This window comes from Acinetobacter lwoffii (assembly GCF_019048525.1).
GTDB classification, from domain to species: Bacteria; Pseudomonadota; Gammaproteobacteria; order Pseudomonadales; family Moraxellaceae; genus Acinetobacter; species Acinetobacter lwoffii_K.
Map to the genome: position 1 here is coordinate 1,545,064 of NZ_CP077369.1, position 21,583 is coordinate 1,566,646.

Sequence of the window (21,583 nt, forward strand, 5' to 3'; positions counted from 1 at the left end):
CATAACCTTAGAAATAATTATCAACAGTTCACCTATTTATGACTTCGGTGCATTCGCATCGAGGGCCATAAAAGCTTCCTTGGCATCCTGCAGGGGAGGCAATTGGCCCAAACTATTCAGGCCAAACGCATTTAAAAATTGTGGCGTTGTCATTAACAACGCAGGTCTTCCAGGGAGTTCACGAAATCCAGACTCTTTAATCCAGTTCCAGTCAAACAGCGTACGCAAGTTTTGACTGTTATTCGTGACACCACGAATTTGTTCAATATCCGCTCGGGTCACTGGCTGGTGATAAGCAATCACCGCAAGCGTCTCTAGTAATGAAGGCGACAAGCGAGCCGGTCGCTCAGGCCAGGTCTGTGCAATAATATTACGATATTTTGCACGCACTTGAAAACGATAACCTTGTGCTGTTTCAATCAGTTCGATTGAACGGCCATGCATCAGCATGGAAAGTTGTTGTAAATACTGACGTAATTCCTGCTTGCTATAGCGATCTTGAAAAGCTTCTTTCAGACGAGCCAATGAAACCGCAGAGTCGCTGGCAAAAATAATGGCTTCAAGCTGCATTAATACTTCATGCAGATTATCTTCTGCAGATAACAGCGTATTTTGATCGAGTGTCATTGACTGGCTCCTTGAATTGCGAGCGGGGCTTCAATACCTGTAGCAATAATCTGAATTTTTTGTTGTCGGGTCAGTTCCAGCACCGCCATAAAGGTTACCACCATACCCATACGGCCTTGGCTCGGTTTTAACAAGTCCTTAAAGCTGAGTATTGCGCCAGTTTCAATACAACTTTCAATATAGGCAATACGTTCTTCCAGCAGTACCGGTTCCTGTTGCACCTGATGAATCACCGGTTCAGGACGGTTAAATATACAAAGCAAGGCATCACGCAATAAATCGCTTGAATAGCCTTCATTCGGCTGCTGGATTTCGCCCAAACTGACGTTGGTGGTGAAAGTGTCACGTTCCAGAATCGGCATCTGGCCCAGACGTTCTGCTGCCTGTTTAATTCTTAAATAATTTTCTAAACGGTCAATCAGTTCTTGTTTTGGATCCTGTTCAATCGCAGCCAGGCTTTTCGGTTTTGGTAATAGCAAACGCGATTTGAGATCTGCCAGTAAGGCTGCCATCACCATATAATCGGCCGTCAGCTCGATGTTCAGGGATTTCATCGCGTCCATATAAGACAAATACTGTGCTGCAATCGGCGCGATATCGACCTGTAACAGGTCAAAACCGTTTTTTTGAATCAGGTAAATTAAAAAGTCGAGTGGGCCTTCAAAATGTTCTAATAAGATTTCAAATGCCGCTGGAGGAATGTACAGATCCTCTGGAATTGTATCCTGCCATTCATCCAGAACCCGAATGTGTGGAGCAGATTCCATAGTGTTATGGATAATTTGAGTCATTACAATTATAGGCCACGCGAATTTTCAAAGGCATGCAAAGGCTTGATTTTCGGTATCTGATCGAAAGAAAAGCACAGGATTAAGCGTTGTCATTGTACTGGAAAAGTAACTTTAAATAAATTAAATAAGCCGTCAAAGCCATAAAAACTTAAAAAAATAATGGAATTTATCTACGATTTAAAAATAGCAACGAGAAAAATGACAAAACATAGCTGGAAATGCTACGGTGATTTTTAGGTTAAATTGGTTCTCAGAATTAAGCGTATCTGGTAGATGATGTCAGTTGATTCACTTAAAAAACTCGTTCAATACAGTGATTCTCATCAAAAGAGGAAAATAAGCTAGCTGGCAGATATTGAATGATTTTTAAACGGATTTCCCATTAAAAAACATAAAATTAATAAGTATTAATAAAATATTTCCCTATAATTTTTGGTCAAAAATACCGTTATACTCTCGAAAAATAGTCAAGAATCACAAAAATCAATAAAAAGGTGAAGAAAGCATGCCACTTATTCTGGTTGTTATTGGGATGATCGCATTTGGGGGATTTTGGGCTTATCCCAAATATCAGATTATGCAGCTGGAGGATGAAGCGCGTACGGGGCTGAAATCAGGCGGATTTTCAGCGTTTGCGGAACAGGCCCGACCTGTCATGCAGGCTATGAAAATGGATTTTAGTGTACTGGACCAATATCCTAATATCCGTTTTTACATGCGGCATATGGCCTATGAGGGCGACCAGCTGGATGAGCGGATTAAACTGGATATGCAAGCCATGTCTTGTGAGTCGATCAATTCCTTTAAAGTCATGGAACCCAAGGCACGCACAGCGATGCTGAATGTACTGGAAGAAGATCAGATTATTTTTCATGTGTATCTGAAAAATAAACTGGGTGAAGAGCTCATGCATCATGAGCAGAAGCTATCGCAATGTCCAAATTTCATTGCGGTTCGTCATTATGAGCGTAGCTCAGATTCCTAGACTATTTTTGGCAAACACTACATACCTGGCGAATTGAAAAGAATAGAACTGCAACATCTCACCATATGCTGTTTTAGATTTTCATGGAGAGGAATGGCTGTATTCCTTGGTCGCAAACTCAATGATACGTTGGCAAGTCTCTGCCAGGCATACGTTCTGGTTGGAGTAGATCTGCAACAACTGTCTCACTAGAGCCAACGTCAGGAAAAATTGGTACTCAGTATGATTAATATTTACAGTGGGATAGGGAGAAGGATGTGCTTCGACCATGACTGCCTTGGATTGCAGTGTCCAAGGCAGTTCTGCATAGATTAGATCCTGTACAGAAAATTCATGCTGATTCAGCAGGAGATAAAATAAATCCATTCATTTTGACTCCTTCAATGTTTGTGGAGAAATTCTCAGACCTCATTTATTCAAAGGCGCTGACATCTCCCATACCACGACGAATCACTTCTGGATGATCACCCGATAAATCTACAATAGAAGTCGTGCTCAACGTGCCTAAACCACTATCTACAAAAACATCAATGCGTTTGCCCAGCTGCATTTCAATATCATAAGGATCATCGAGTGGGTCAGTCTGACCCGGTAAAATCAGGGTAGAGGTCAACAACGGCTCACCGAGTTCTTTGAGCAGCATCTGACACACCGGATTATTTGGAATGCGCAGGCCAATAGTTTTCTTTTTGGGATGCATCAACCGACGCGGGACTTCACTGGTTGCAGGTAAAATAAAGGTCGTGATGGCCGGTGTATTATTTTTCAGCAAACGGTACATGGCATTGTCCACCTTGGCATAAGTGGCAATATCGGACAAATCACAGCACAGAATCGCATATTGATGCTTTGGGCCCAGACCACGAATTTGCGCAATCCGCTCCATGGCACTCTTGTTCCCAATCTGGCAACCAATCGCATAGGCTGCATCAGTGGGATAGACCACCACATCACCCGCACGGATACGTTCCACTGCCTGACTGATTAAGCGGGGTTGCGGATTGTCTGGGTGTACGCGTAAATGCAGCATAGAGACTACTCCAAGCTTGGGCTGATGGTTTATTATGTGGCGCTTAGGCAAGATCTGGCAATCATAAAAAAGGTAGATTTGTGTAATTTAATCAAGTATTTCACGTATAAATTCATCAGATTGTAAACTTTTGCCACCTCTGATGCAGATACAGATACATTGGATAAAGCGCGCTGCATCACGTGGAAGTTTGGCTGTACCATTAAAATAAGCCTGAACTTGAGCGTAGACATTATCTTTAAAGCTGGCGCCATCACCGCCATCGCCAGTCAGGTTATCCAAAGAAACCCGGAATTTACGGCCAAAAGCCTGGGCAAACATCCACTCAATTGCCTGTGGCTTGATTTCGACCTGTTCAAACAAAGTCTGCTGTTCTCGGGTACGGCCATCCGGCGCATACCAGTAACCCAGATCAGGCAACAGGCGGCGTTTATCTCCGGCAATGGTCCAGTGGCTGATTTCATGCAGGGCACTATTAAAAAAACCATGCGCAAACTGGATCCGAGCAGGACTGTTTGTAGTTGCAGGGAAATATTCTGGTTCAAATTCGCCGCGCACTAAAGTGACATTTAAATGGGAAAACCAGTGATTAAAGTGTAAGATGAGCCAGTCCACCTGCTGCGCTTCTGACGATAAATTCGCCCATGGCGAGAGTTGCACTTGTTGTGTTGAACTGTCAGAATCAAGGCTTGGAATTGTGCTAACGAGTGATGAAATATTCACTTCTGTTTGCGGCTGCAACAGATGCATGACTTGAGTTACCCAAATGGTCTGTCGAAATAAGTACAAAATTGTATCTTAATCTTTGACAGAGTACTGATGAATTTGTAGAATTGCCGCCTTAATTATGTCAGCAAATACCTTTCCGGCACAGATTGAGCCGTTTAAATGGGCTGAACAGGGCTTTAAATGGTCAGGTAAACTGCCTTTATCCCGCTTTGTTCGTATCGCTCGTGAAGCTGTTGGATCAATTGATGATCAATTGATTAACATAGACTGTAAGCTATCAATGGATGCCTATCATCGTATTGCATGGCTAGATGGTCACGTTGAAACAAAAGTTCCTATGGAATGCCAGCGTTGTCTGGAAACTGTAGAAATTGAACTGGTTTCATCGTTCCATTTGGCACTTGTGGATGATGAGTCACTGATAGAGCGCTTGGATGAGGATGCTGATTTCATCGTCCTAGGTGAAAGTGAAGCAACGACCAAAGGTGATTATGATGCACCAGCGACCGCTGATTTACTCGCGCTGATAGAAGATGAACTGTTATTGTTGATGCCGTTGTCGCCTAAACATGAGTTTTGTGAACATAAGCATCAACCTGCCGTAGAAGAAGTGGCTGAAGAAAAACGGGACAACCCGTTTGAAGTTTTGGCTGCTTTGAAGGGTAAACTTAACTAATTTTTGTGTTATACTATTGTGTATAAGACAATCGAATTTGTTCTGATCCATTTTTTCGATCTTTGTAAGGAGCCATCATGGCCGTTCAGCAAAACCGTAAAAGTCGCTCTCGCCGTGACATGCGCCGTTCACATGACGCTTTAACCGAGAATGCATTAACTGTAGACCAAGCTACTGGCGAGACTCATCGTCGTCACCACGTATCTAAAGATGGTATCTACCGTGGTCGTCAATTATTCGCTAAAGCATCTGCTGAATAATTGGTGATGTATTAAGCGTCAAGCTTAGTAGAAAAAATGGGAGCATTTAGCTCCCTTTTTTTTGTCTTTGATTTTTAGTGGTATCGGTTTTTTGTTGTATTTGGCAATTACCGCCAGCAAAATTACATGCTAAATTGCGCTCCACAATGATTTAGGTGGTCTTATTGGTCAGTCTTCTTGTTAGGATTGAAGAAGCACACCTCTTGAATGAAAGGATTTTATTATGTCTGCTACACCACTCGAACAAGCAGCACCCGCAACAAAAACTGCATTTGTGTTTCCGGGTCAGGGCTCACAAAAAGCCGGTATGCTGGCTGAGCTTGCAGAACAGTTTGCGAGTATTCGCGAGACATTTGCAGAAGCATCTGAAGCCGTCAGTTTTGATCTGTGGCAGATTGCGCAAACTGGCGAAGGTCTGGATCAAACTGAATTTACCCAGCCGGTATTGCTGACTGCAAGTATTGCCTTATGGCGCGTGTGGTTGGAATCTGGCGGTGTAGCACCGAAATATCTGGCAGGCCATTCACTGGGTGAATATAGCGCACTGGTCGCATCGGGTGCTTTAAGCCTGGGTGATGCTGTGAAGCTGGTGAACCTGCGTGGCAAACTCATGCAGACTGCAGTACCTCAGGGTGTAGGCGCGATGGCTGCCATTTTGGGTCTGGACGATGCCAAAGTGATTGAGCTGTGTGCACAAGCAACTGCAGCAGGCGAAGGCTCTGTCGAAGCAGCGAACTATAATGCGCAAGGGCAAGTAGTCGTTGCAGGCAATAAAGATCGCGTTGAAGCAGTGATGGCATTGGCCAAAGAAAACGGCGGAAAAGCCATTGCATTGCCAGTATCGGTTCCATCGCATTGTTCATTAATGAAACCTGCTGCTGAACAGTTTGCTCCGGCATTGGAACAAACCGCCATTGAGCTACCACGCATTCCTGTATTACAAAATGTAGGCGCGCAAGCGGCAACCAGTGTAGATGAATTGCGTCAGGCGTTGACCGCGCAACTTTATGAGTCGGTACAATGGACTAAAACCTTACAATTCCTTCAAGATGAAGGTGTTGAGTACATCGTAGAATGTGGTCCGGGTAATGTATTGACCAACTTGGCGAAACGCTTGCCGAATATTCAAAAAGCACTTCCACTGGACAGTCAATCTCGTCTGGAAGATGCATTAAACACCGTATTGGCGGCAGAAGGGAAAAGTGCATGACACAGGAACGTAAAGTTGCTCTGGTAACAGGTGCAAGTCGTGGTATTGGTGCTGCGATCGCACAACAGTTGATTCAAGACGGTTATTTTGTCATAGGTACTGCAACGTCTGAAGCAGGTGCGGAAAAATTATCTGCACAGTTTGCTGAAAATGGTGCTGGAAGAGTACTAGATGTACGTGACGGTGCAGCGATTGATGGGCTGGTAACGGACATCGAACAGAACTATGGTCCAGTCCTTGCGTTGGTCAATAATGCCGGTATTACCAAAGACAATTTGCTGCTGCGTATGTCTGAAGATGACTGGGATGATATTTTAAATATTCACCTGAAAGCAGTTTACCGTTTGTCTAAGCGCGTACTTAAAGGCATGACCAAGGCGCGTTTCGGTCGCATCATCAACATCAGTTCTGTGGTGGCACACTTTGCCAACCCGGGTCAGGCCAACTATTCTGCTGCCAAAGCAGGTATTGAAGCATTTAGCCGTAGCCTTGCCAAAGAAATGGGTAGCCGTCAGATTACCGTAAACTCGGTAGCACCAGGTTTTATTGCGACTGAAATGACTGAGCAGCTAAGCGAAGAAATTCGTAAAAAGATGACTGAGCAGGTGGCATTAAACCGTTTAGGTGATCCGCAGGATATCGCAAATGCCGTAAGTTTCTTGGCTTCGGATAAAGCCAGTTACATTACTGGTACAGTTATGCATGTAAATGGGGGCTTATACATGAGCTAAGCTCAAGTATAAACTTTCCAAATTTTTTAGATTCAATTAAACTAACGGCATTAAAAACGCCACAAGCAATGAGGAGAATTCCTGTGAGCGATATCGAACAACGTGTTAAGCAAGCAGTTGCAGAACAACTTGGTATCAAAATCGAAGAGATTAAAAACGAAGCATCTTTCATGGATGACTTAGGTGCAGATTCTCTAGATCTAGTTGAACTTGTTATGTCTTTCGAAAATGATTTCGACATCACGATTCCTGATGAAGATTCTAACGAAATCACAACTGTTCAATCTGCAATTGACTACGTTTCTAAGAAACTAGGTTAATCGCCGATTTCAGCTTTGCTGAACATAAAGACCACCCTAGAGGTGGTTTTTTTGTGTCTGCTTTTCACATGAATGGAGGTTTTACAATTCATTACCTTTCTGTCACCAATGACTAACTATCTCTCTAGAGTTTTCATTATAAAAATAAGAGTGATGTGACATTAACAACAAGAATGGAGTCCGCTATGGGTCTTTTTGATTTTGTAAAAGGTATCGGTAAGAAGAATACAGCTGCTGCGGAACCACAGGCTGCACCTACAACGACAACGCCGGCTGCAGCACAACCTGCGGAGCCTTCTGCTCAGGAAGTGGCAAATAAATTACTCGGCCATGTGAAAAGTCTGGGCCTTCCGATCACTGGTTTATCCATCAGTTATAATTCAGCCTCGGATCTGGCCACGGTCAGAGGTCAGGTGCAAAGTCAGGCCGATCGTGAAAAAATTATTCTGGCGGTGGGGAATATTGATCATGTGGCCAAAGTGGATGATCAGCTTACGGTCAGCAGCCCTGAACCGGAAAGCAAATTCTATACGGTAAAATCGGGGGATAGCTTGTCAAAAATCTCGAAAGAATTTTATGGTGATGCCAATCAGTACAATAAGATCTTTGAGGCCAATCGCCCATTGCTCAAAGATGCTGATGATATTTTCCCGGGACAGGTACTCCGTATTCCTGCTTAAGGTTTAATAAGTCCAATCAATGTTCAATCTCAAAGCCCCGTTTGGGGCTTTGTTGTTTTTGCTGGTAGCTTTAGAAATTCAAAATCATTAAATACCCAAGTCCAGATATAAACTTTCTTTGACTTCTTCCATCACTACATAACTATGTGAAGATGCAGAAGCGGGCAGTTTTTTCAGTAAATCCCCCAGTAAACGGCGATAAGCACTCATTTCTTTTAAACGTGCTTTGACCAGATAATCAAAATCACCGGAAATTAAATGGCATTCCAGGACTTCTGGAATCTCAGTCAGATTACGAGCCACCTGATCAAAGACATCTCCTGATTTGGCGGAGAGTTTGATTTCCAGAAAAACCAGCAGGTTGCGCTCCAGCATTTCCGGATTTAAACGGGCGTAATAGCCCATGATAATGCCTTCGCGCTCTAGCCGTTTTACCCGTTCTGAACAGGGCGTGGTCGATAGATTGACGCGTGCTGCAAGTTCGCTAATGGCAATCCGGCCATCGCGTTGCAGGATATCCAGAATCATGCGGTCAATGCGGTCTAATTTGCGCATCAATATTTCCCTCTTTTTTTTTAATTCTGCCCGAAAAAATATTTATTCCACTGAATATACAGTCTGAATATAGTGAATTTAACTATTAAAGCAAAAATATACTAGTGAAATAAACTGAAAAGATGTTTGAGGGTTAAGGTAATGCGCGTATTGGTTTTAGGTAGTGGTGTGATTGGTGTGGCAAGCGCTTACTATCTGGCGCAGCAGGGAGCAACCGTGACTGTGTTGGATCGTCAGGCAGGTCCGGCGCAAGAAACCAGCTTCGGTAATGCCGGGCAGATTTCTCCAGGATATTCGACCCCTTGGGCTGCACCAGGTATTCCATTTAAGGCAGTCAAATGGATGTTTCAGCATCATGCACCGTTGGCGATTAATGTCGATGGCAGCTTGTGGCAATTGCAGTGGATGGCACAAATGCTGAAAAACTGTAATGCCCAGCATTATGCAGTCAATAAAGAACGGATGGTGCGTGTGGCTGAATACAGCCGTGACTGTTTGCGTAATTTGCGTCGCGATATTGGCATCTCTTATGAGAACCGCTCGAAAGGCACTTTGCAGATTTTCCGTAAAGATGCGCAGCTGGATGCGGTGCAGCGCGATATCGAGGTTCTGAAAGAAACCGGAGTGGAGTTTGAACTGCTGGACCGCGATGGACTGGCGCGTGTAGAACCGGCATTGGCACAGGCTAAAGATAAACTGGTGGGTGGTCTGCATTTACCCAATGATGAGACGGGTGACTGCTATCTGTTTACCAATGCTTTGGCAGAGCATGCCAAAGGGATGGGTGTAGAGTTTAAGTTTAATCAAAACGTTGAAAAGCTGATTGTAGAAGGTGACCAGATCAAAGGTGTTCTGGTGAATGGTCAGGTGCTCACGGCAGATAAATATGTGCTGGCCTTTGGTAGTTATTCACGTGATTTCCTCAAACCGCTTGAACTGAATTTACCGGTCTATCCGGTGAAAGGTTATTCACTGACCATTCCGATTTTAGATCCGGCCTATGCACCACAATCTACAGTACTGGATGAAACCTATAAAATTGCGATTACCCGTTTCGACCAGCGCATCCGCGTAGGGGGAATGGCTGAACTGAGCGGTTTTAACTTGGGTCTGAATGAAGACCGTCGTGGCACGTTGGAAATGGTGACCCGTGATTTATTCCCGGGGGGTGACATGAATCAGGCCAGCTTCTGGACAGGCCTGCGTCCAATGACCCCGGACAGTACGCCAATTATTGGGAAAACCCGTTTTAAAAACCTGTTCCTGAATACTGGACATGGCACGCTGGGTTGGACCATGGCCTGCGGTTCAGGGAAATTAATCAGCGATCTGGTTTTGGCACGTGATCCTGAAATTAGTACCGAAGGATTGTCATTGGCGCGCTATCACCAGGCGGCTTAAGACTATCTGAGGCGGAATATTCAAGGAGGAATGTATGCCACGTCCCATTACTGCAATTATCCATCAACAGGCGCTTGCGCATAATTTAAGTGTGGCGCGCCAATGTATGCCCAATAGTCAGGTATTTGCCGTGGTCAAGGCCAATGCCTATGGGCACGGGATTGAACGTGTCTATGCTGGACTTGAAGGTGCAGACGGTTTTGCCTTTCTGGATATTGAAGAGGGCGCGCGGCTACGTGCGCTGGGATGCAAGAAGCCGCTAATGTTGCTCGAAGGTATTTTCGCTTTTGAGGATTTATTTGCATGTGTGAAGCATGAAATGAGCTTTGCCATTCATTCCCGACATCAAGTGCAATGGCTGAAACAGTTTGCCGAAATAGCGCCGGATGCACAGTTTGATGTGTATTTGAAAATGAACAGCGGCATGAACCGTCTGGGTTTCGAGCCGCAGCAATATGCAGATATCTGGCAGGAGCTGCAACAGCTGAACACTGTCCGTTCCATTACCCATATGACCCATTTCTCCGATGCGGATGGTCAGCGTTTTGGCGTGGACGGGATTCAGTATCAAAACCTGATTTTTAGCCAGTCCATTCAGGGGCTTGAAGGTAAAATCTCGCTCAGTAACAGTGCAGCCATTCTGCGGCATCATCAAACCCTTCATTCCGATATCGTACGTAGCGGCATCATGCTGTATGGCAGTTCACCGGATTATCCAACACACACGATTCTAGACTGGAATCTGCAACCGAGCATGAGCTTACGCAGTGAAATTATCGCCATTCAAACGATCCAGACAGGTCAGAGCATTGGCTATGGTTCCAAATTTATTGCCACACAGGATATGCGGATCGGCATTGTGGCCTGTGGCTATGCCGATGGCTATCAACGTCTATCGGCGACCGGTACGCCTGTGCTGGTCGATTCAATGAAAACACACACATTGGGTCGGGTCAGTATGGATATGCTGGCCGTAGATCTGACTGCACTGCCGCAGACGAATGTCGGTAGTGAAGTGGTACTTTGGGGCCAATCTTCCCAAGGTGTGGTTTTGCCGATTGATGAAGTGGCGGCCAGTTCAGGCACCATCGGCTATGAGCTGATGTGTGCGGTGACCGCTCGGGTTCATTTCCAGATTGACGCTTAAATTTTTAATTTAAATTTTATTTAAATATCCCAAACAAGGAATATCAGCATGACACAGGCAAATACAGCCATTCAGCGACTCAACAGCAATCAAATCATGAGTGCGGTGACGATTCATCAGCAAACCGTGTATCTATCGGGTCAGGTGCCGAATAGCACGGATATGGATGTACGCGGCCAAACACTGGAAGTCTTTGCAAAAATTGAGGAATTGCTTGCATTGGCCAATACTGATAAAAGCCAGCTGCTTTCTGCACAACTGTTCGTGAAAAATCTGGATGATTTTCAAACTGTGAATCAGCTTTGGGTGGAATGGTTACAAGGTCATGGCACGCCGGCACGTGCCACGATTCAGGCAGATTTGGTTAATCCGGACTGGCTGATTGAAATTGCAGTCATTGCAGCTCAAGCTTAATTTAATTTTTAATGTTGAAATCTCCCATGCAATGATTTAAGTCGTTTTAGTGCAGTAAATCTCACTGAACAGCGCAGTAAAAAGTATGAAAATGTCATAATAAGCGTTCGAGGACTGAACGTTGTAAATTCAGCTTGATGCTGTTGTAAAGATTAAAAAGGATGTAAAAATGAAAACCACCCCGGGCACAGAAGACGTAAAATCGTCGCCGCATGAGTTGCAACGAAAACTCTCTAACCGACATTTGCAGTTAATCGCCATTGGTGGCTGTATCGGTACTGGCCTGTTTATGGGATCGGGAAAAACCATCTCCCTGGCAGGCCCTTCAATTTTGATCATTTATATGATCATTGGTGGCATGTTCTTCTTCCTGATGCGTGCGTTGGGTGAAATGCTGTTGTCCAATCTGCATTACAAATCTTTTATTGATATGGCCCATGACCTGATCGGGCCGGGTGCTGGCTATTATATTGGCTGGTCGTACTGGCTGGGTTGGGTGCTGGTAGGGATTGCCGATCTCGCGGCGATTATTAACTATTTGAGTTTCTGGCTGCCCGAAGGCATGGCCTTTACCCCGATGGGGCAGGCGATGATTAGTATTGGCTGTGTGCTGTTTATTCTCGCGATTAACCTAGTCACGGTAAAACTGTTTGGTGAGATTGAATTCTGGTTTGCACTGATCAAGATTTTAGCTATTCTCGGTTTGATCTTTGTCGGTGGTTATATGGTGTTTAGCGGTTTTCAGGCACCGAGTGGCGCCGTCGCCAGCTTTAGTAATGTCTGGGCACATGGTGGTTTATTTCCCAAAGGCTTTACCGGTTTTCTGGCAGGCTTCCAGATTGCCATGTTTGCCTTTGTCGGGGTGGAACTGCTCGGCACCATGGCGGCAGAAACAAAAGATCCGGAAAAGAATTTACCCAAAGCGGTCAACGCCATTCCTACACGGATCATTCTGTTCTATGTATTGTCATTGCTGATGATCATGTCGGTCACACCGTGGCATCTGATTCCTGCGGATCAAAGTCCTTTTGTGAGTTTGTTTCTGTATGCCGGTATTCCAACTTCAGCCATTATCATGAACCTGGTGGTGTTGTCGTCAGTGATGTCCTCTATGAACAGTGGCGTATTCTCGACCAGCCGTATGTTGTTTGGTCTGGCACGTGACGGACAAGCACCTCAAGCTTTGGCGCGGTTATCTAGCAGAGCTGTACCAGCCACAGGGTTATTTTTCTCCTGTGCTTTTATTATGTTGGGGGCAGCATTTCAGTATTTTGTACCAAACACCATGGAAGCTTTTACTCTGGCAAGTTCGCTGTGTGTGATCCTGTTTATTAGTATCTGGAGCATCATCATGGTGTGCTACATCCGTTACCGTAAGCAGCAACCGCAAAAACATGTGGCTTCGACCTTTAAAATGCCGGGTGGGGTATGGATGTCTTATGTGGTATTAGCATTCTTGTTGTTCGCCTTGATTATTCTAAGCTTGGAACCTGATACTCTAAAAGCTCTGATGATCAGTCCTTTATGGTTGATTATTCTGGCAGTGACCTATCGTTTGCTGTATAAGCCGCGTATGCGTCAGCGTGGTAATCCTTAAATATTCAGACATAAAAAATCCCCGACTGATCGGGGATTTTTTATTTAGCAGGTGAATTAGAAAGTAGGTTTAACTACGACTAAAATCACCACTGCAAATAAGATCAGGGTTGGCATCTCATTAAAATAACGCCAAAACTTGTGTGACTTGTAATGTGCATTATCAATCAGCTTCTTGCGGTAATAACCACACACCAGATGGTAAATCACCAATAAGCCGACCAGGCCGACTTTAAGGTAAAACCATAAGGCTTCATGATAGTGACGCGTTGCATCACCCCAATCCACCAGAAAGTGCGCTGTAATCAAGGTAGCCAGCATGGCTGGCCACATGATGCCACGGTACAGCTTGCGTTCCATGACTTCAAAGCGTTGATGACTGACGGCATCTTCGCTCATGGCATGATAAACATATAACCGTGGCAAGTAGAACAAAGCCGCGAACCAGCAAACCACCGCAATAATATGTAATGCTTTTACCCACAAGAAAGCATCAGAAGGAGCATCCATCAAGTCACCCTAAACTGGGCAGCTTAGCCTTCCCACTTTTTGAAAATGAGACAAGCATTTACGCCGCCGAAACCGAAACTGTTACTCATCACAGTATTCAATTTTGCGTCACGTTTTTCAAGCACGATATCAAACGGTTTCGCGCCTTCATCCAGCTCGGTCACGTTGATGTTTGGCGCAATAAAGTCATTTTGCATCATCAGAACTGAATAAATCGCTTCCTGAACACCAGCAGCACCCAGACTGTGACCTGTCATTGACTTGGTTGAGCTTAGTGGCGGAACCTGACCTTCACCGAAAGCACGTTCCATTGCTTTAAGTTCTGTGATGTCACCCGCTGGAGTAGAAGTACCATGTGTATTTACATAGTCAATTTTATCGACACCGTGTTGTTTTGCTTCTTCTAAAGCCATCAGTACACAACGCGTTGCACCTTCACCAGATGGTGCAACCATGTCGGCACCATCCGAGTTAGCTGCATAGCCTACGACTTCGGCAAGAATGTTGGCACCACGCGCTTGCGCATGTTCCAAAGACTCAAGGATTACAAAACCACCACCACCGGCAATCACGAAACCGTCACGGTCTGCAGAATAAGGGCGTGATGCTGTTTCAGGGCTGTCGTTGTATTTAGAGCAAAGTGCGCCCATCGCATCAAACAACAAGCTTTGTGACCAGTGATCTTCTTCACCGCCACCTGCCAGCATTAAATCTTGTTTGCCGAGTTGAATCAGGTTGTAGGCATAACCAATCGCATCCGCAGAAGTTGCACATGCACTAGTAATGGTATGTGCTACACCTTGTAATTTGAATGCAACGCCAACGTTAGCCGTAATGGTGTTGGTCATATTACGTGGTACAAAGAAAGGACCGACTTTACGCGCACCTTTGGTTTGCAATAATTCGTTCATTTCAATAACGGAAGCAGTTGAACCGCCACCTGAACCACCCGCGATACCATAACGTGGGTTGCCAGCTAGATCTTCAACCTTTAAACCTGCATGTTCAACTGCAGCAAGAGCTGAGTTGTACGCATACATTGCACATACGCCCATAAAGCGTTTCAGTTTGCGGTCGATCCCGTCGAAATCCTGCTCGGCTGCAGCACTGACATGACTTTTGAAATTGAGTTCAGCATAAGTCGGATTAAAACGTGTTCCTGAAATCCCGTTTTGTAAAGAATGGTTTACATCCTCTAATGTATTACCAATACATGAGTTAATACCCATGCCAGTGATGACAACACGTTTCATCTACAGATCCTTATAGTTTGCTCTATGCCCAGCGGCAGATATCTGGGTTTTAAAATCGCCCAATCCAGCGCCTAGCCTTATTTCATGATGGGGAACATGATAGCAGAAAGACTTTTGAAATCTTATGGCAAATGTTATGCCGTGTGACAGTCGGTTGAGTTTGTGAGTCGGCGTGTTGGGGTTTTACTAAATGAAACAGAATAAAGTTGAGATAAATGCTGACTACACCTAGTATTTATACCAAATACAAGCACATGAATGCTGAGGTAAAAAATGGTAAATGCTAATAATAAACAATCTAATGGTCTGATTTCGAATGCCTTTGGAGTGGCGAAAAAGTTCAGTTCAACCGGATTGGATTTATTGAATCATGTTGCGCCGGATTCGGTGACTAAAGCGCTGAAGCCTTCTAACTCCGATCAGGTGATTGATGGTTCGGCGAAGACGAAAAGCGCTTTTTCAGCTAAAAAATATGATAATCCTCAGCAAATGCTTCGCGAGCATCTTCCAAATGTATCGCGCCAACTTCTCGGACGCCGTTTTAATACCGTGAATAATGTCGCGCATTTTGTCTCTCCCGATCTGACCGAAAAAGTGTCTAACTACTTTTATGACCGTCTGAATCAATTCAGTAATCAAACCAGTTCGGTGGATGCCATCCTGAGTGAAGCGGGAGCGAAAGATTTAGAGGAATTGACTCAGGACGTCGATCGATCCAAGCGAATTTCACAGGCTTTAGGTGAACAAAACAAATGGATTGCAACGGTGCAGGGTGCAGTAAGTGGTGCTTCAGGAATGCTTGGCACCGCGATTGATATTCCCGCTTCTTTACTGATGGCATTGCGTACCATCTATCAAGTCGGTCGCTCTTATGGTTTTGACCTGAGCAAAGAAGATGATCAAGAAATCGTCCAGCATATCTTTAGACAGATCGACCTGAGCCTGATTGCGGAAAAACAGACCTTATTATTAGGTTTAAAAGCTTTAAGTAATACACTTAAAACTCATGATATCTCGCAGTTACAAGCCATGCTAGGTTCTGATAATGATGTCAGCGCCATCAAGCAATGGTTAAGTCGTCATGAGGGAGAGGCTAAATGGGAATGGATGAATCATCTGCCAAAAATTTCGATTCTGGAGCGATTAACCAAACTGACGCCTCTGGCGAGTGCTGGTATTGGTGCTGTATATAGCCATCGTTTTGTCGAGGATGTAAATCAGAAAGCTCAGGAAGCATTCTCGCATGCACGCCAATACCTGATTCAGCATCAGGATTCGCAATTGTCTCCTTATGCTGCCTATGAAAAAGCAGTCAGTTTGTTGCAACAGGCAACTCCGAAACTCCTAAATGGTGTCTCTCACGAAGTTGAGCTTCCGAAAGATAAGCCGATCATGGATAAAGATATTGCGATTGAGGGCAATAACACGATTACCCAAGTCAAGCTGGTCAAAAAAGAGCAGAATGATCTAAGCTCTGAAGAAGCAGAAGTGAAGAAAGATGAAAAGGTGAGTGAAGGGCTGGAAGCGCTTAACGATGAGTTGGTTGAACCTGCGGTAGATAAGCAGTCGCAACAACCCGCTTTAACCAAAACTTCATTTGATCCGGAAATCGAAGCTGAACTGCATCCAGAAGCTGCTGACGAGGCAGAAGCTGCTACAGAGACTTCACAGCAGGGCGTAGACGATCAAGAAAATTCGAAAACTGAATCTGAAGCTCAAGATGTGACTAAAAAAGTCAGTAAAAATTCAAAAAAATAAGCGAATTTTGAAGGTAAATAAAAGCAGGCAAATGTCGTGAGAAACGGTATTTGCTTGGCTTGAGTAGGTTGACCAATTTTGCATCTTGAATTACAATTGCATGCCCTCAAAAAGTAGTAGTTTTTTGGGGCTTTTTATTAACGGGAGAATTGCCAAATGGCAACAACAAATCAGTTGATCCGCAAGGGTCGTACGACTTTAGTTGAAAAATCTAAAGTTCCTGCGTTGAAGGCTTGTCCACAGCGCCGTGGTGTTTGTACACGTGTTTACACAACTACACCTAAAAAACCTAACTCAGCAATGCGTAAAGTTTGCCGTGTTCGCTTAACTTCAGGTTTCGAAGTTTCTAGCTACATCGGTGGTGAAGGCCATAACCTACAAGAGCACAGTGTTGTTCTTATCCGTGGTGGTCGTGTTAAAGACTTACCAGGTGTACGTTACCATACCGTTCGTGGTTCTTTAGACTGTGCTGGTGTTAAAGATCGTAACCAGTCTCGTTCTAAATACGGTACTAAACGTCCTAAGAAATAATTCGTTAAGAATTAAATTTTAAGAACGTAGAACCGCAATCCTTTATCGTCTCGCTTGTCTGATTTCTGCATTAATTTTGTGAAAATTCCAAGCGACGTATAGTAAGGCCAGCGAGTAGTACATGACACTTTGTACTCATGCTGGATAAACCTGAAGTGTCATCTTTATAGGTAGTTTAAAATGCCAAGACGTCGCGTAGTCGCTGCTCGTGAAATCCTTCCGGATCCTAAGTTCAGCAGCCAAACAATCGCTAAATTCATGAACCACGTAATGCAAGATGGTAAAAAATCTATTGCTGAAAGTATCGTTTACGGTGCTTTAGACCGCGTTCAAGAAAAATCTAAAGTAGACCCAGTTGAATTTTTCGAGACTACTCTTGAAAAAGTTCGTCCTATGGTCGAAGTAAAAGCACGCCGTGTTGGTGGTGCTACATACCAAGTTCCTATGGAAGTACGCCCATCCCGTCGTACTGCTCTAGCGATGCGTTGGTTAGTAGATGCTGCTGCTAAGCGTTCTGAAAAAACTATGGCTTTACGTCTTGCTGGCGAGTTGCTTGATGCATCTGAAGGCAAAGGCGCTGCGGTTAAGAAACGTGAAGATGTGCACCGTATGGCTGAAGCCAACAAAGCATTCTCTCACTACCGTTTCTAAGCAGATAAAACAGGCCCTATTCAGGAGAGTGATAAGACCGTCATGGTTTTGTCACCAAAGCGCTTTAAGTTGCTATGCAGCTTAAAGCGTCCTGTTTTAAACAACAAAATTTAGGAATGCTAGAAATCATGGCACGTCAAACCCCAATTTCTCGTTATCGTAACATTGGTATTTCTGCGCACATTGATGCGGGTAAAACCACAACTACAGAACGTATTCTGTTCTACACAGGTGTATCTCACAAAATTGGTGAAGTACACGATGGTGCAGCAACAATGGACTGGATGGAGCAAGAGCAAGAACGTGGTATTACCATTACTTCTGCTGCTACGACTACATTCTGGTCAGGTATGTCTAAACAGTTCCCTGAACACCGTATCAACGTAATTGATACACCGGGACACGTTGACTTCACAATTGAAGTTGAACGTTCTATGCGTGTTCTTGATGGTGCGTGCATGGTTTACTGTGCTGTAGGTGGTGTACAACCTCAGTCTGAAACTGTATGGCGTCAAGCGAACAAATACCAAGTGCCTCGTTTAGCATTCGTGAACAAGATGGACCGTACTGGTGCCAACTTCTTCCGTGTTGTTGAACAAATGAAAACACGTTTAGGTGCATCTCCAGTACCTGTAGTAATCCCTGTTGGCGCTGAAGAAAACTTCCAAGGCGTAATCGACTTGATCGAAATGAAAGCGATCATTTGGGACGAAGCTTCACAAGGTATGAAGTTTGAATACGGTGAAATCCCGGCTGAACTTCAAGAAACTGCTGAAGAATGGCGTACAAACATGGTTGAAGCTGCTGCTGAAGCTTCTGAAGAGTTAATGGATGAATACCTGAACAATGGCGATTTGACTAAAGAACAAATCGTTGCTGGTCTACGTGTCCAAACTTTGGCTTGTCAAATTCAACCAATGCTTTGTGGTACAGCATTCAAAAACAAAGGTGTTCAACGTATGTTGGACGCAGTAATTGAATTCTTACCGTCGCCTACAGAAGTTAAAGCGATTGAAGGTGTTCTTGACGATAAGGCTGAAACTAAAGCGATTCGTGAAGCATCTGACGAAGCTCCGTTCTCTGCACTTGCGTTCAAAATCATGAACGACAAATTCGTAGGTAACTTAACTTTCGTACGTGTTTACTCTGGTGTTCTTAAACAAGGTGATTCTGTTTATAACCCAGTTAAATCTAAACGTGAACGTATCGGCCGTATCGTGCAAATGCACGCGAACGATCGTCAAGACGTTGAAGAAATTCGTGCGGGTGATATCGCTGCGTGTGTAGGTCTTAAAGACGTAACTACAGGTGATACACTTTGTGATGAGAAAAATGTCATCACACTTGAGCGTATGGAATTCCCAGAGCCAGTAATTGCATTGGCTGTTGAACCAAAAACTAAAGCTGACCAAGAAAAAATGTCAATTGCTTTAGGTCGTTTGGCTAAGGAAGATCCATCATTCCGCGTTCGTACTGATGAAGAGTCAGGTCAAACAATCATCGCTGGTATGGGTGAACTTCACCTTGACATTATTGTTGACCGTATGAAGCGTGAATTCGGTGTTGAAGCAAACATTGGTAAACCAATGGTTTCTTACCGTGAAACGATCAAAAAGTCAGTTGAGCAAGAAGGTAAATTCGTTCGTCAAACTGGTGGTAAAGGTAAATTTGGTCACGTATACGTACGTTTAGAGCCAATGGATGCTGATGCTGGTAAAGACTACGAGTTCGTTGAAGAAGTTGTTGGTGGTGTAGTTCCTAAAGAATTCTTCGGTGCTGTGGATAAAGGTATCCAAGAGCGTATGAAGAATGGTGTCCTTGCTGGTTACCCAGTAGTTGGCATTAAAGCTACATTGTTTGACGGTTCTTACCACGATGTCGATTCGGACGAATTATCGTTCAAGATGGCTGGTTCTTATGCCTTCCGTGACGGTTTCATGAAAGCAGATCCTGTTCTTCTTGAACCTATCATGAAAGTTGAAGTAGAAACTCCAGAAGACTACATGGGCGATATCATGGGTGACTTAAACCGTCGTCGTGGTATGGTTCAAGGTATGGATGACTTGCCTGGTGGTACTAAAGCAATTAAAGCTGAGGTTCCACTTGCTGAGATGTTTGGTTACGCGACTCAAATGCGTTCTATGTCTCAAGGCCGTGCAACATACTCTATGGAATTTGCTAAATATGCTGAAACTCCACGTAACGTGGCTGAAGGCATCATTTCTAAATTCCAGTCTGGCGGTAAAAAAGGTGACGACGAGTAATCTTTCGATTACTATAAGCCCAAACTAATTCATAGTTAAAAACCAAGTGCTCATGCAGTGATCCTGCATGAGTAGTTTAAAAAGGAAGATCTCATGGCTAAGGCTAAGTTTGAACGTAATAAGCCACACGTTAACGTGGGCACAATTGGTCACGTTGACCATGGTAAAACAACTTTAACAGCTGCAATTGCAACTGTATGTGCGAAGAAATTCGGTGGCGAAGCGAAAGACTACGCTGCAATCGACTCTGCACCAGAAGAAAAAGCACGTGGTATTACAATTAATACTTCACACGTAGAATACGATTCTCCAACTCGTCACTACGCTCACGTAGACTGCCCGGGTCACGCCGATTATGTTAAAAACATGATTACTGGTGCTGCTCAGATGGACGGCGCGATCCTTGTATGTGCTGCGACTGATGGTCCTATGCCACAGACTCGTGAACACATCCTGCTTTCTCGTCAGGTAGGTGTACCTTACATCGTTGTATTCTTGAACAAATGCGACCTTGTAGATGACGAAGAGCTTCTTGAACTAGTTGAAATGGAAGTTCGTGAACTTCTTTCTACTTACGACTTCCCGGGTGATGACACTCCAGTAATCCGTGGTTCTGCTCTTCTTGCGCTTAACGGTGATGACAGCCAATACGGCGAGCCAGCGGTAGTTGCGCTTGTTGAAGCACTTGACTCTTACATTCCAGAGCCAGAGCGTGCGATCGATCTTCCATTCCTTATGCCAATTGAAGACGTATTCTCAATCTCTGGTCGTGGTACAGTAGTAACTGGCCGTGTAGAGACTGGTATCGTTAAAGTAGGTGAGTCTGTAGAAATCGTTGGTATCCGTGATACTCAAACTACTACAGTAACCGGCGTAGAAATGTTCCGTAAGCTTCTTGACGAAGGTCGTGCGGGCGAGAACTGTGGTGTTCTTCTTCGTGGTACTAAGCGTGAAGACGTACAACGTGGTCAAGTATTGACTAAACCAGGTGCGATCAAGCCACACACTAAATTCGATGCGGAAGTATATGTACTTTCTAAAGAAGAAGGTGGTCGTCACACTCCATTCCTTAACGGTTACCGTCCACAGTTCTACTTCCGTACTACGGACGTAACTGGTGCGATCGCGCTTAAAGAAGGCGTGGAAATGGTTATGCCTGGTGACAACGTTGAGATGTCAGTAGAGCTAATCCACCCGATCGCAATGGACCCAGGTCTACGTTTTGCGATCCGTGAAGGTGGTCGTACAGTTGGTGCTGGTGTAGTTGCTAAAGTAACTGCATAATCGCTGATTGTGTAAGAAAAGCGCCTCTTTGAGGCGCTTTTTTTTGATTCAAACTTTTATAAAACTAAAAATAAATTGTCTGACAATGATTTCAAAAGCTGTCCTTATCTGATATCGGCTTGACCTAAACTGCACTTATGTAAAAAAAATTACCACGTAATATACAGATAAGAATATGAA

At 44.3% G+C, this 21,583-nt stretch carries 24 protein-coding genes; 16 read left to right on the top strand and 8 right to left on the bottom strand.

The annotated features are described in order from the left end of the window. Positions 1-36 precede the first annotated feature (36 nt). Together scpB and I6L24_RS07180 are read right to left on the bottom strand one after the other, a co-directional pair. Positions 37-627 carry an SMC-Scp complex subunit ScpB gene (gene scpB / locus I6L24_RS07175; protein WP_005104832.1) on the bottom strand — a complete coding sequence of 197 codons (591 nt, stop codon included), beginning with the start codon at positions 625-627 and terminating at the stop codon, positions 37-39. Then, positions 624-1,418, bottom strand: coding sequence for a segregation and condensation protein A (locus I6L24_RS07180; RefSeq protein WP_216986580.1), 795 nt, complete (start codon positions 1,416-1,418; stop codon positions 624-626). Before I6L24_RS07180 ends, scpB begins: the two co-directional genes overlap by 4 nt. Before the next feature lie 505 nt (positions 1,419-1,923). Between I6L24_RS07180 and I6L24_RS07185 the strand changes: the two genes are divergently transcribed. Then, entirely contained in the window at positions 1,924-2,403 is a 480-nt protein-coding gene (locus tag I6L24_RS07185) for a hypothetical protein (protein ID WP_071851463.1), read from the top strand. Between the two features lie 81 nt (positions 2,404-2,484). On the opposite strand, the gene I6L24_RS07190 is transcribed toward I6L24_RS07185, so the two are convergent. From I6L24_RS07190 to I6L24_RS07200, 3 genes are all read right to left on the bottom strand, one after another. Continuing rightward, positions 2,485-2,769 carry a hypothetical protein gene (locus I6L24_RS07190; RefSeq protein WP_216986581.1) on the bottom strand — a complete coding sequence of 95 codons (285 nt, stop codon included), beginning with the start codon at positions 2,767-2,769 and terminating at the stop codon, positions 2,485-2,487. Between the two features lie 46 nt (positions 2,770-2,815). Then, positions 2,816-3,433, bottom strand: coding sequence for an L-threonylcarbamoyladenylate synthase (locus tag I6L24_RS07195; protein WP_004646095.1), 618 nt, complete (start codon positions 3,431-3,433; stop codon positions 2,816-2,818). 87 nt (positions 3,434-3,520) lie between these two features. Beyond that, positions 3,521-4,183 carry an elongation factor P hydroxylase gene (locus tag I6L24_RS07200; RefSeq protein WP_216986621.1) on the bottom strand — a complete coding sequence of 221 codons (663 nt, stop codon included), beginning with the start codon at positions 4,181-4,183 and terminating at the stop codon, positions 3,521-3,523. A gap of 97 nt (positions 4,184-4,280) precedes the next feature. On the opposite strand from I6L24_RS07200, the gene I6L24_RS07205 reads away from it, so the two are divergent. The 6 genes from I6L24_RS07205 to lysM all read left to right on the top strand — a co-directional run bounded on the left by I6L24_RS07205 (position 4,281) and on the right by lysM (position 8,039). Further along, complete coding sequence (locus I6L24_RS07205) at positions 4,281-4,838, top strand: YceD family protein (protein ID WP_216986582.1); 558 nt, start codon at positions 4,281-4,283, stop codon at positions 4,836-4,838. A gap of 77 nt (positions 4,839-4,915) precedes the next feature. After that, the gene (rpmF, locus tag I6L24_RS07210) at positions 4,916-5,098 is read left to right on the top strand and encodes a 50S ribosomal protein L32 (protein WP_004279227.1); all 183 of its coding nucleotides are present in this window, start codon (positions 4,916-4,918) and stop codon (positions 5,096-5,098) included. Between the two features lie 223 nt (positions 5,099-5,321). Then, the gene (gene fabD / locus I6L24_RS07215) at positions 5,322-6,308 is read left to right on the top strand and encodes an ACP S-malonyltransferase (protein ID WP_216986583.1); all 987 of its coding nucleotides are present in this window, start codon (positions 5,322-5,324) and stop codon (positions 6,306-6,308) included. Beyond that, positions 6,305-7,039 carry a 3-oxoacyl-ACP reductase FabG gene (fabG, locus tag I6L24_RS07220; protein WP_004279229.1) on the top strand — a complete coding sequence of 245 codons (735 nt, stop codon included), beginning with the start codon at positions 6,305-6,307 and terminating at the stop codon, positions 7,037-7,039. Before fabD ends, fabG begins: the two co-directional genes overlap by 4 nt. Before the next feature lie 83 nt (positions 7,040-7,122). Then, positions 7,123-7,359 (top strand): acyl carrier protein, encoded by a 237-nt coding sequence (gene acpP, locus I6L24_RS07225; RefSeq protein ID WP_004646101.1) that lies wholly within the window; start codon positions 7,123-7,125, stop codon positions 7,357-7,359. Between the two features lie 185 nt (positions 7,360-7,544). Continuing rightward, entirely contained in the window at positions 7,545-8,039 is a 495-nt protein-coding gene (gene lysM, locus I6L24_RS07230) for a peptidoglycan-binding protein LysM (protein WP_191112326.1), read from the top strand. An 87-nt stretch (positions 8,040-8,126) separates the two neighbouring features. On the opposite strand, the gene I6L24_RS07235 is transcribed toward lysM, so the two are convergent. Continuing rightward, positions 8,127-8,594 carry an Lrp/AsnC ligand binding domain-containing protein gene (locus tag I6L24_RS07235; protein WP_004646102.1) on the bottom strand — a complete coding sequence of 156 codons (468 nt, stop codon included), beginning with the start codon at positions 8,592-8,594 and terminating at the stop codon, positions 8,127-8,129. A gap of 141 nt (positions 8,595-8,735) precedes the next feature. Here I6L24_RS07235 and I6L24_RS07240 point away from each other — a divergent pair, with 141 nt between their 5' ends. The 4 genes from I6L24_RS07240 (at position 8,736) to I6L24_RS07255 (ending at position 13,153) form a co-directional block, all read left to right on the top strand. Beyond that, positions 8,736-9,995 (top strand): D-amino acid dehydrogenase, encoded by a 1,260-nt coding sequence (locus tag I6L24_RS07240; protein ID WP_004646103.1) that lies wholly within the window; start codon positions 8,736-8,738, stop codon positions 9,993-9,995. A 34-nt stretch (positions 9,996-10,029) separates the two neighbouring features. Continuing rightward, complete coding sequence (gene alr / locus I6L24_RS07245; protein WP_216986584.1) at positions 10,030-11,142, top strand: alanine racemase; 1,113 nt, start codon at positions 10,030-10,032, stop codon at positions 11,140-11,142. A gap of 48 nt (positions 11,143-11,190) precedes the next feature. Further along, positions 11,191-11,556, top strand: a complete 366-nt coding sequence (locus I6L24_RS07250; RefSeq protein WP_216986585.1) for a RidA family protein — start codon at positions 11,191-11,193, stop codon at positions 11,554-11,556. Positions 11,557-11,725: 169 nt separating this feature from the next. After that, a complete protein-coding gene (locus tag I6L24_RS07255; RefSeq protein ID WP_004646106.1) occupies positions 11,726-13,153 on the top strand; it encodes an amino acid permease in 1,428 nt (475 codons plus the stop codon). A 56-nt stretch (positions 13,154-13,209) separates the two neighbouring features. On the opposite strand, the gene I6L24_RS07260 is transcribed toward I6L24_RS07255, so the two are convergent. Both I6L24_RS07260 and I6L24_RS07265 read right to left on the bottom strand, forming a co-directional pair. Further along, complete coding sequence (locus tag I6L24_RS07260) at positions 13,210-13,662, bottom strand: CopD family protein (protein ID WP_004279237.1); 453 nt, start codon at positions 13,660-13,662, stop codon at positions 13,210-13,212. Between the two features lie 23 nt (positions 13,663-13,685). Beyond that, complete coding sequence (locus I6L24_RS07265; RefSeq protein ID WP_004730606.1) at positions 13,686-14,915, bottom strand: beta-ketoacyl synthase N-terminal-like domain-containing protein; 1,230 nt, start codon at positions 14,913-14,915, stop codon at positions 13,686-13,688. Positions 14,916-15,188: 273 nt separating this feature from the next. Between I6L24_RS07265 and I6L24_RS07270 the strand changes: the two genes are divergently transcribed. The 5 genes from I6L24_RS07270 (at position 15,189) to tuf (ending at position 21,403) form a co-directional block, all read left to right on the top strand. Then, positions 15,189-16,673: an EcsC family protein gene (locus I6L24_RS07270; RefSeq protein WP_216986586.1), complete on the top strand. Its 1,485-nt coding sequence runs from the start codon at positions 15,189-15,191 to the stop codon at positions 16,671-16,673. 156 nt (positions 16,674-16,829) lie between these two features. Next, complete coding sequence (gene rpsL, locus I6L24_RS07275) at positions 16,830-17,204, top strand: 30S ribosomal protein S12 (RefSeq protein ID WP_002050319.1); 375 nt, start codon at positions 16,830-16,832, stop codon at positions 17,202-17,204. Between the two features lie 180 nt (positions 17,205-17,384). After that, positions 17,385-17,855, top strand: coding sequence for a 30S ribosomal protein S7 (rpsG, locus tag I6L24_RS07280; protein ID WP_004279240.1), 471 nt, complete (start codon positions 17,385-17,387; stop codon positions 17,853-17,855). A gap of 128 nt (positions 17,856-17,983) precedes the next feature. Beyond that, complete coding sequence (fusA, locus tag I6L24_RS07285; RefSeq protein ID WP_004646111.1) at positions 17,984-20,119, top strand: elongation factor G; 2,136 nt, start codon at positions 17,984-17,986, stop codon at positions 20,117-20,119. Between the two features lie 93 nt (positions 20,120-20,212). Continuing rightward, entirely contained in the window at positions 20,213-21,403 is a 1,191-nt protein-coding gene (gene tuf, locus I6L24_RS07290) for an elongation factor Tu (RefSeq protein WP_004646112.1), read from the top strand. Positions 21,404-21,583: the final 180 nt, after the last annotated feature.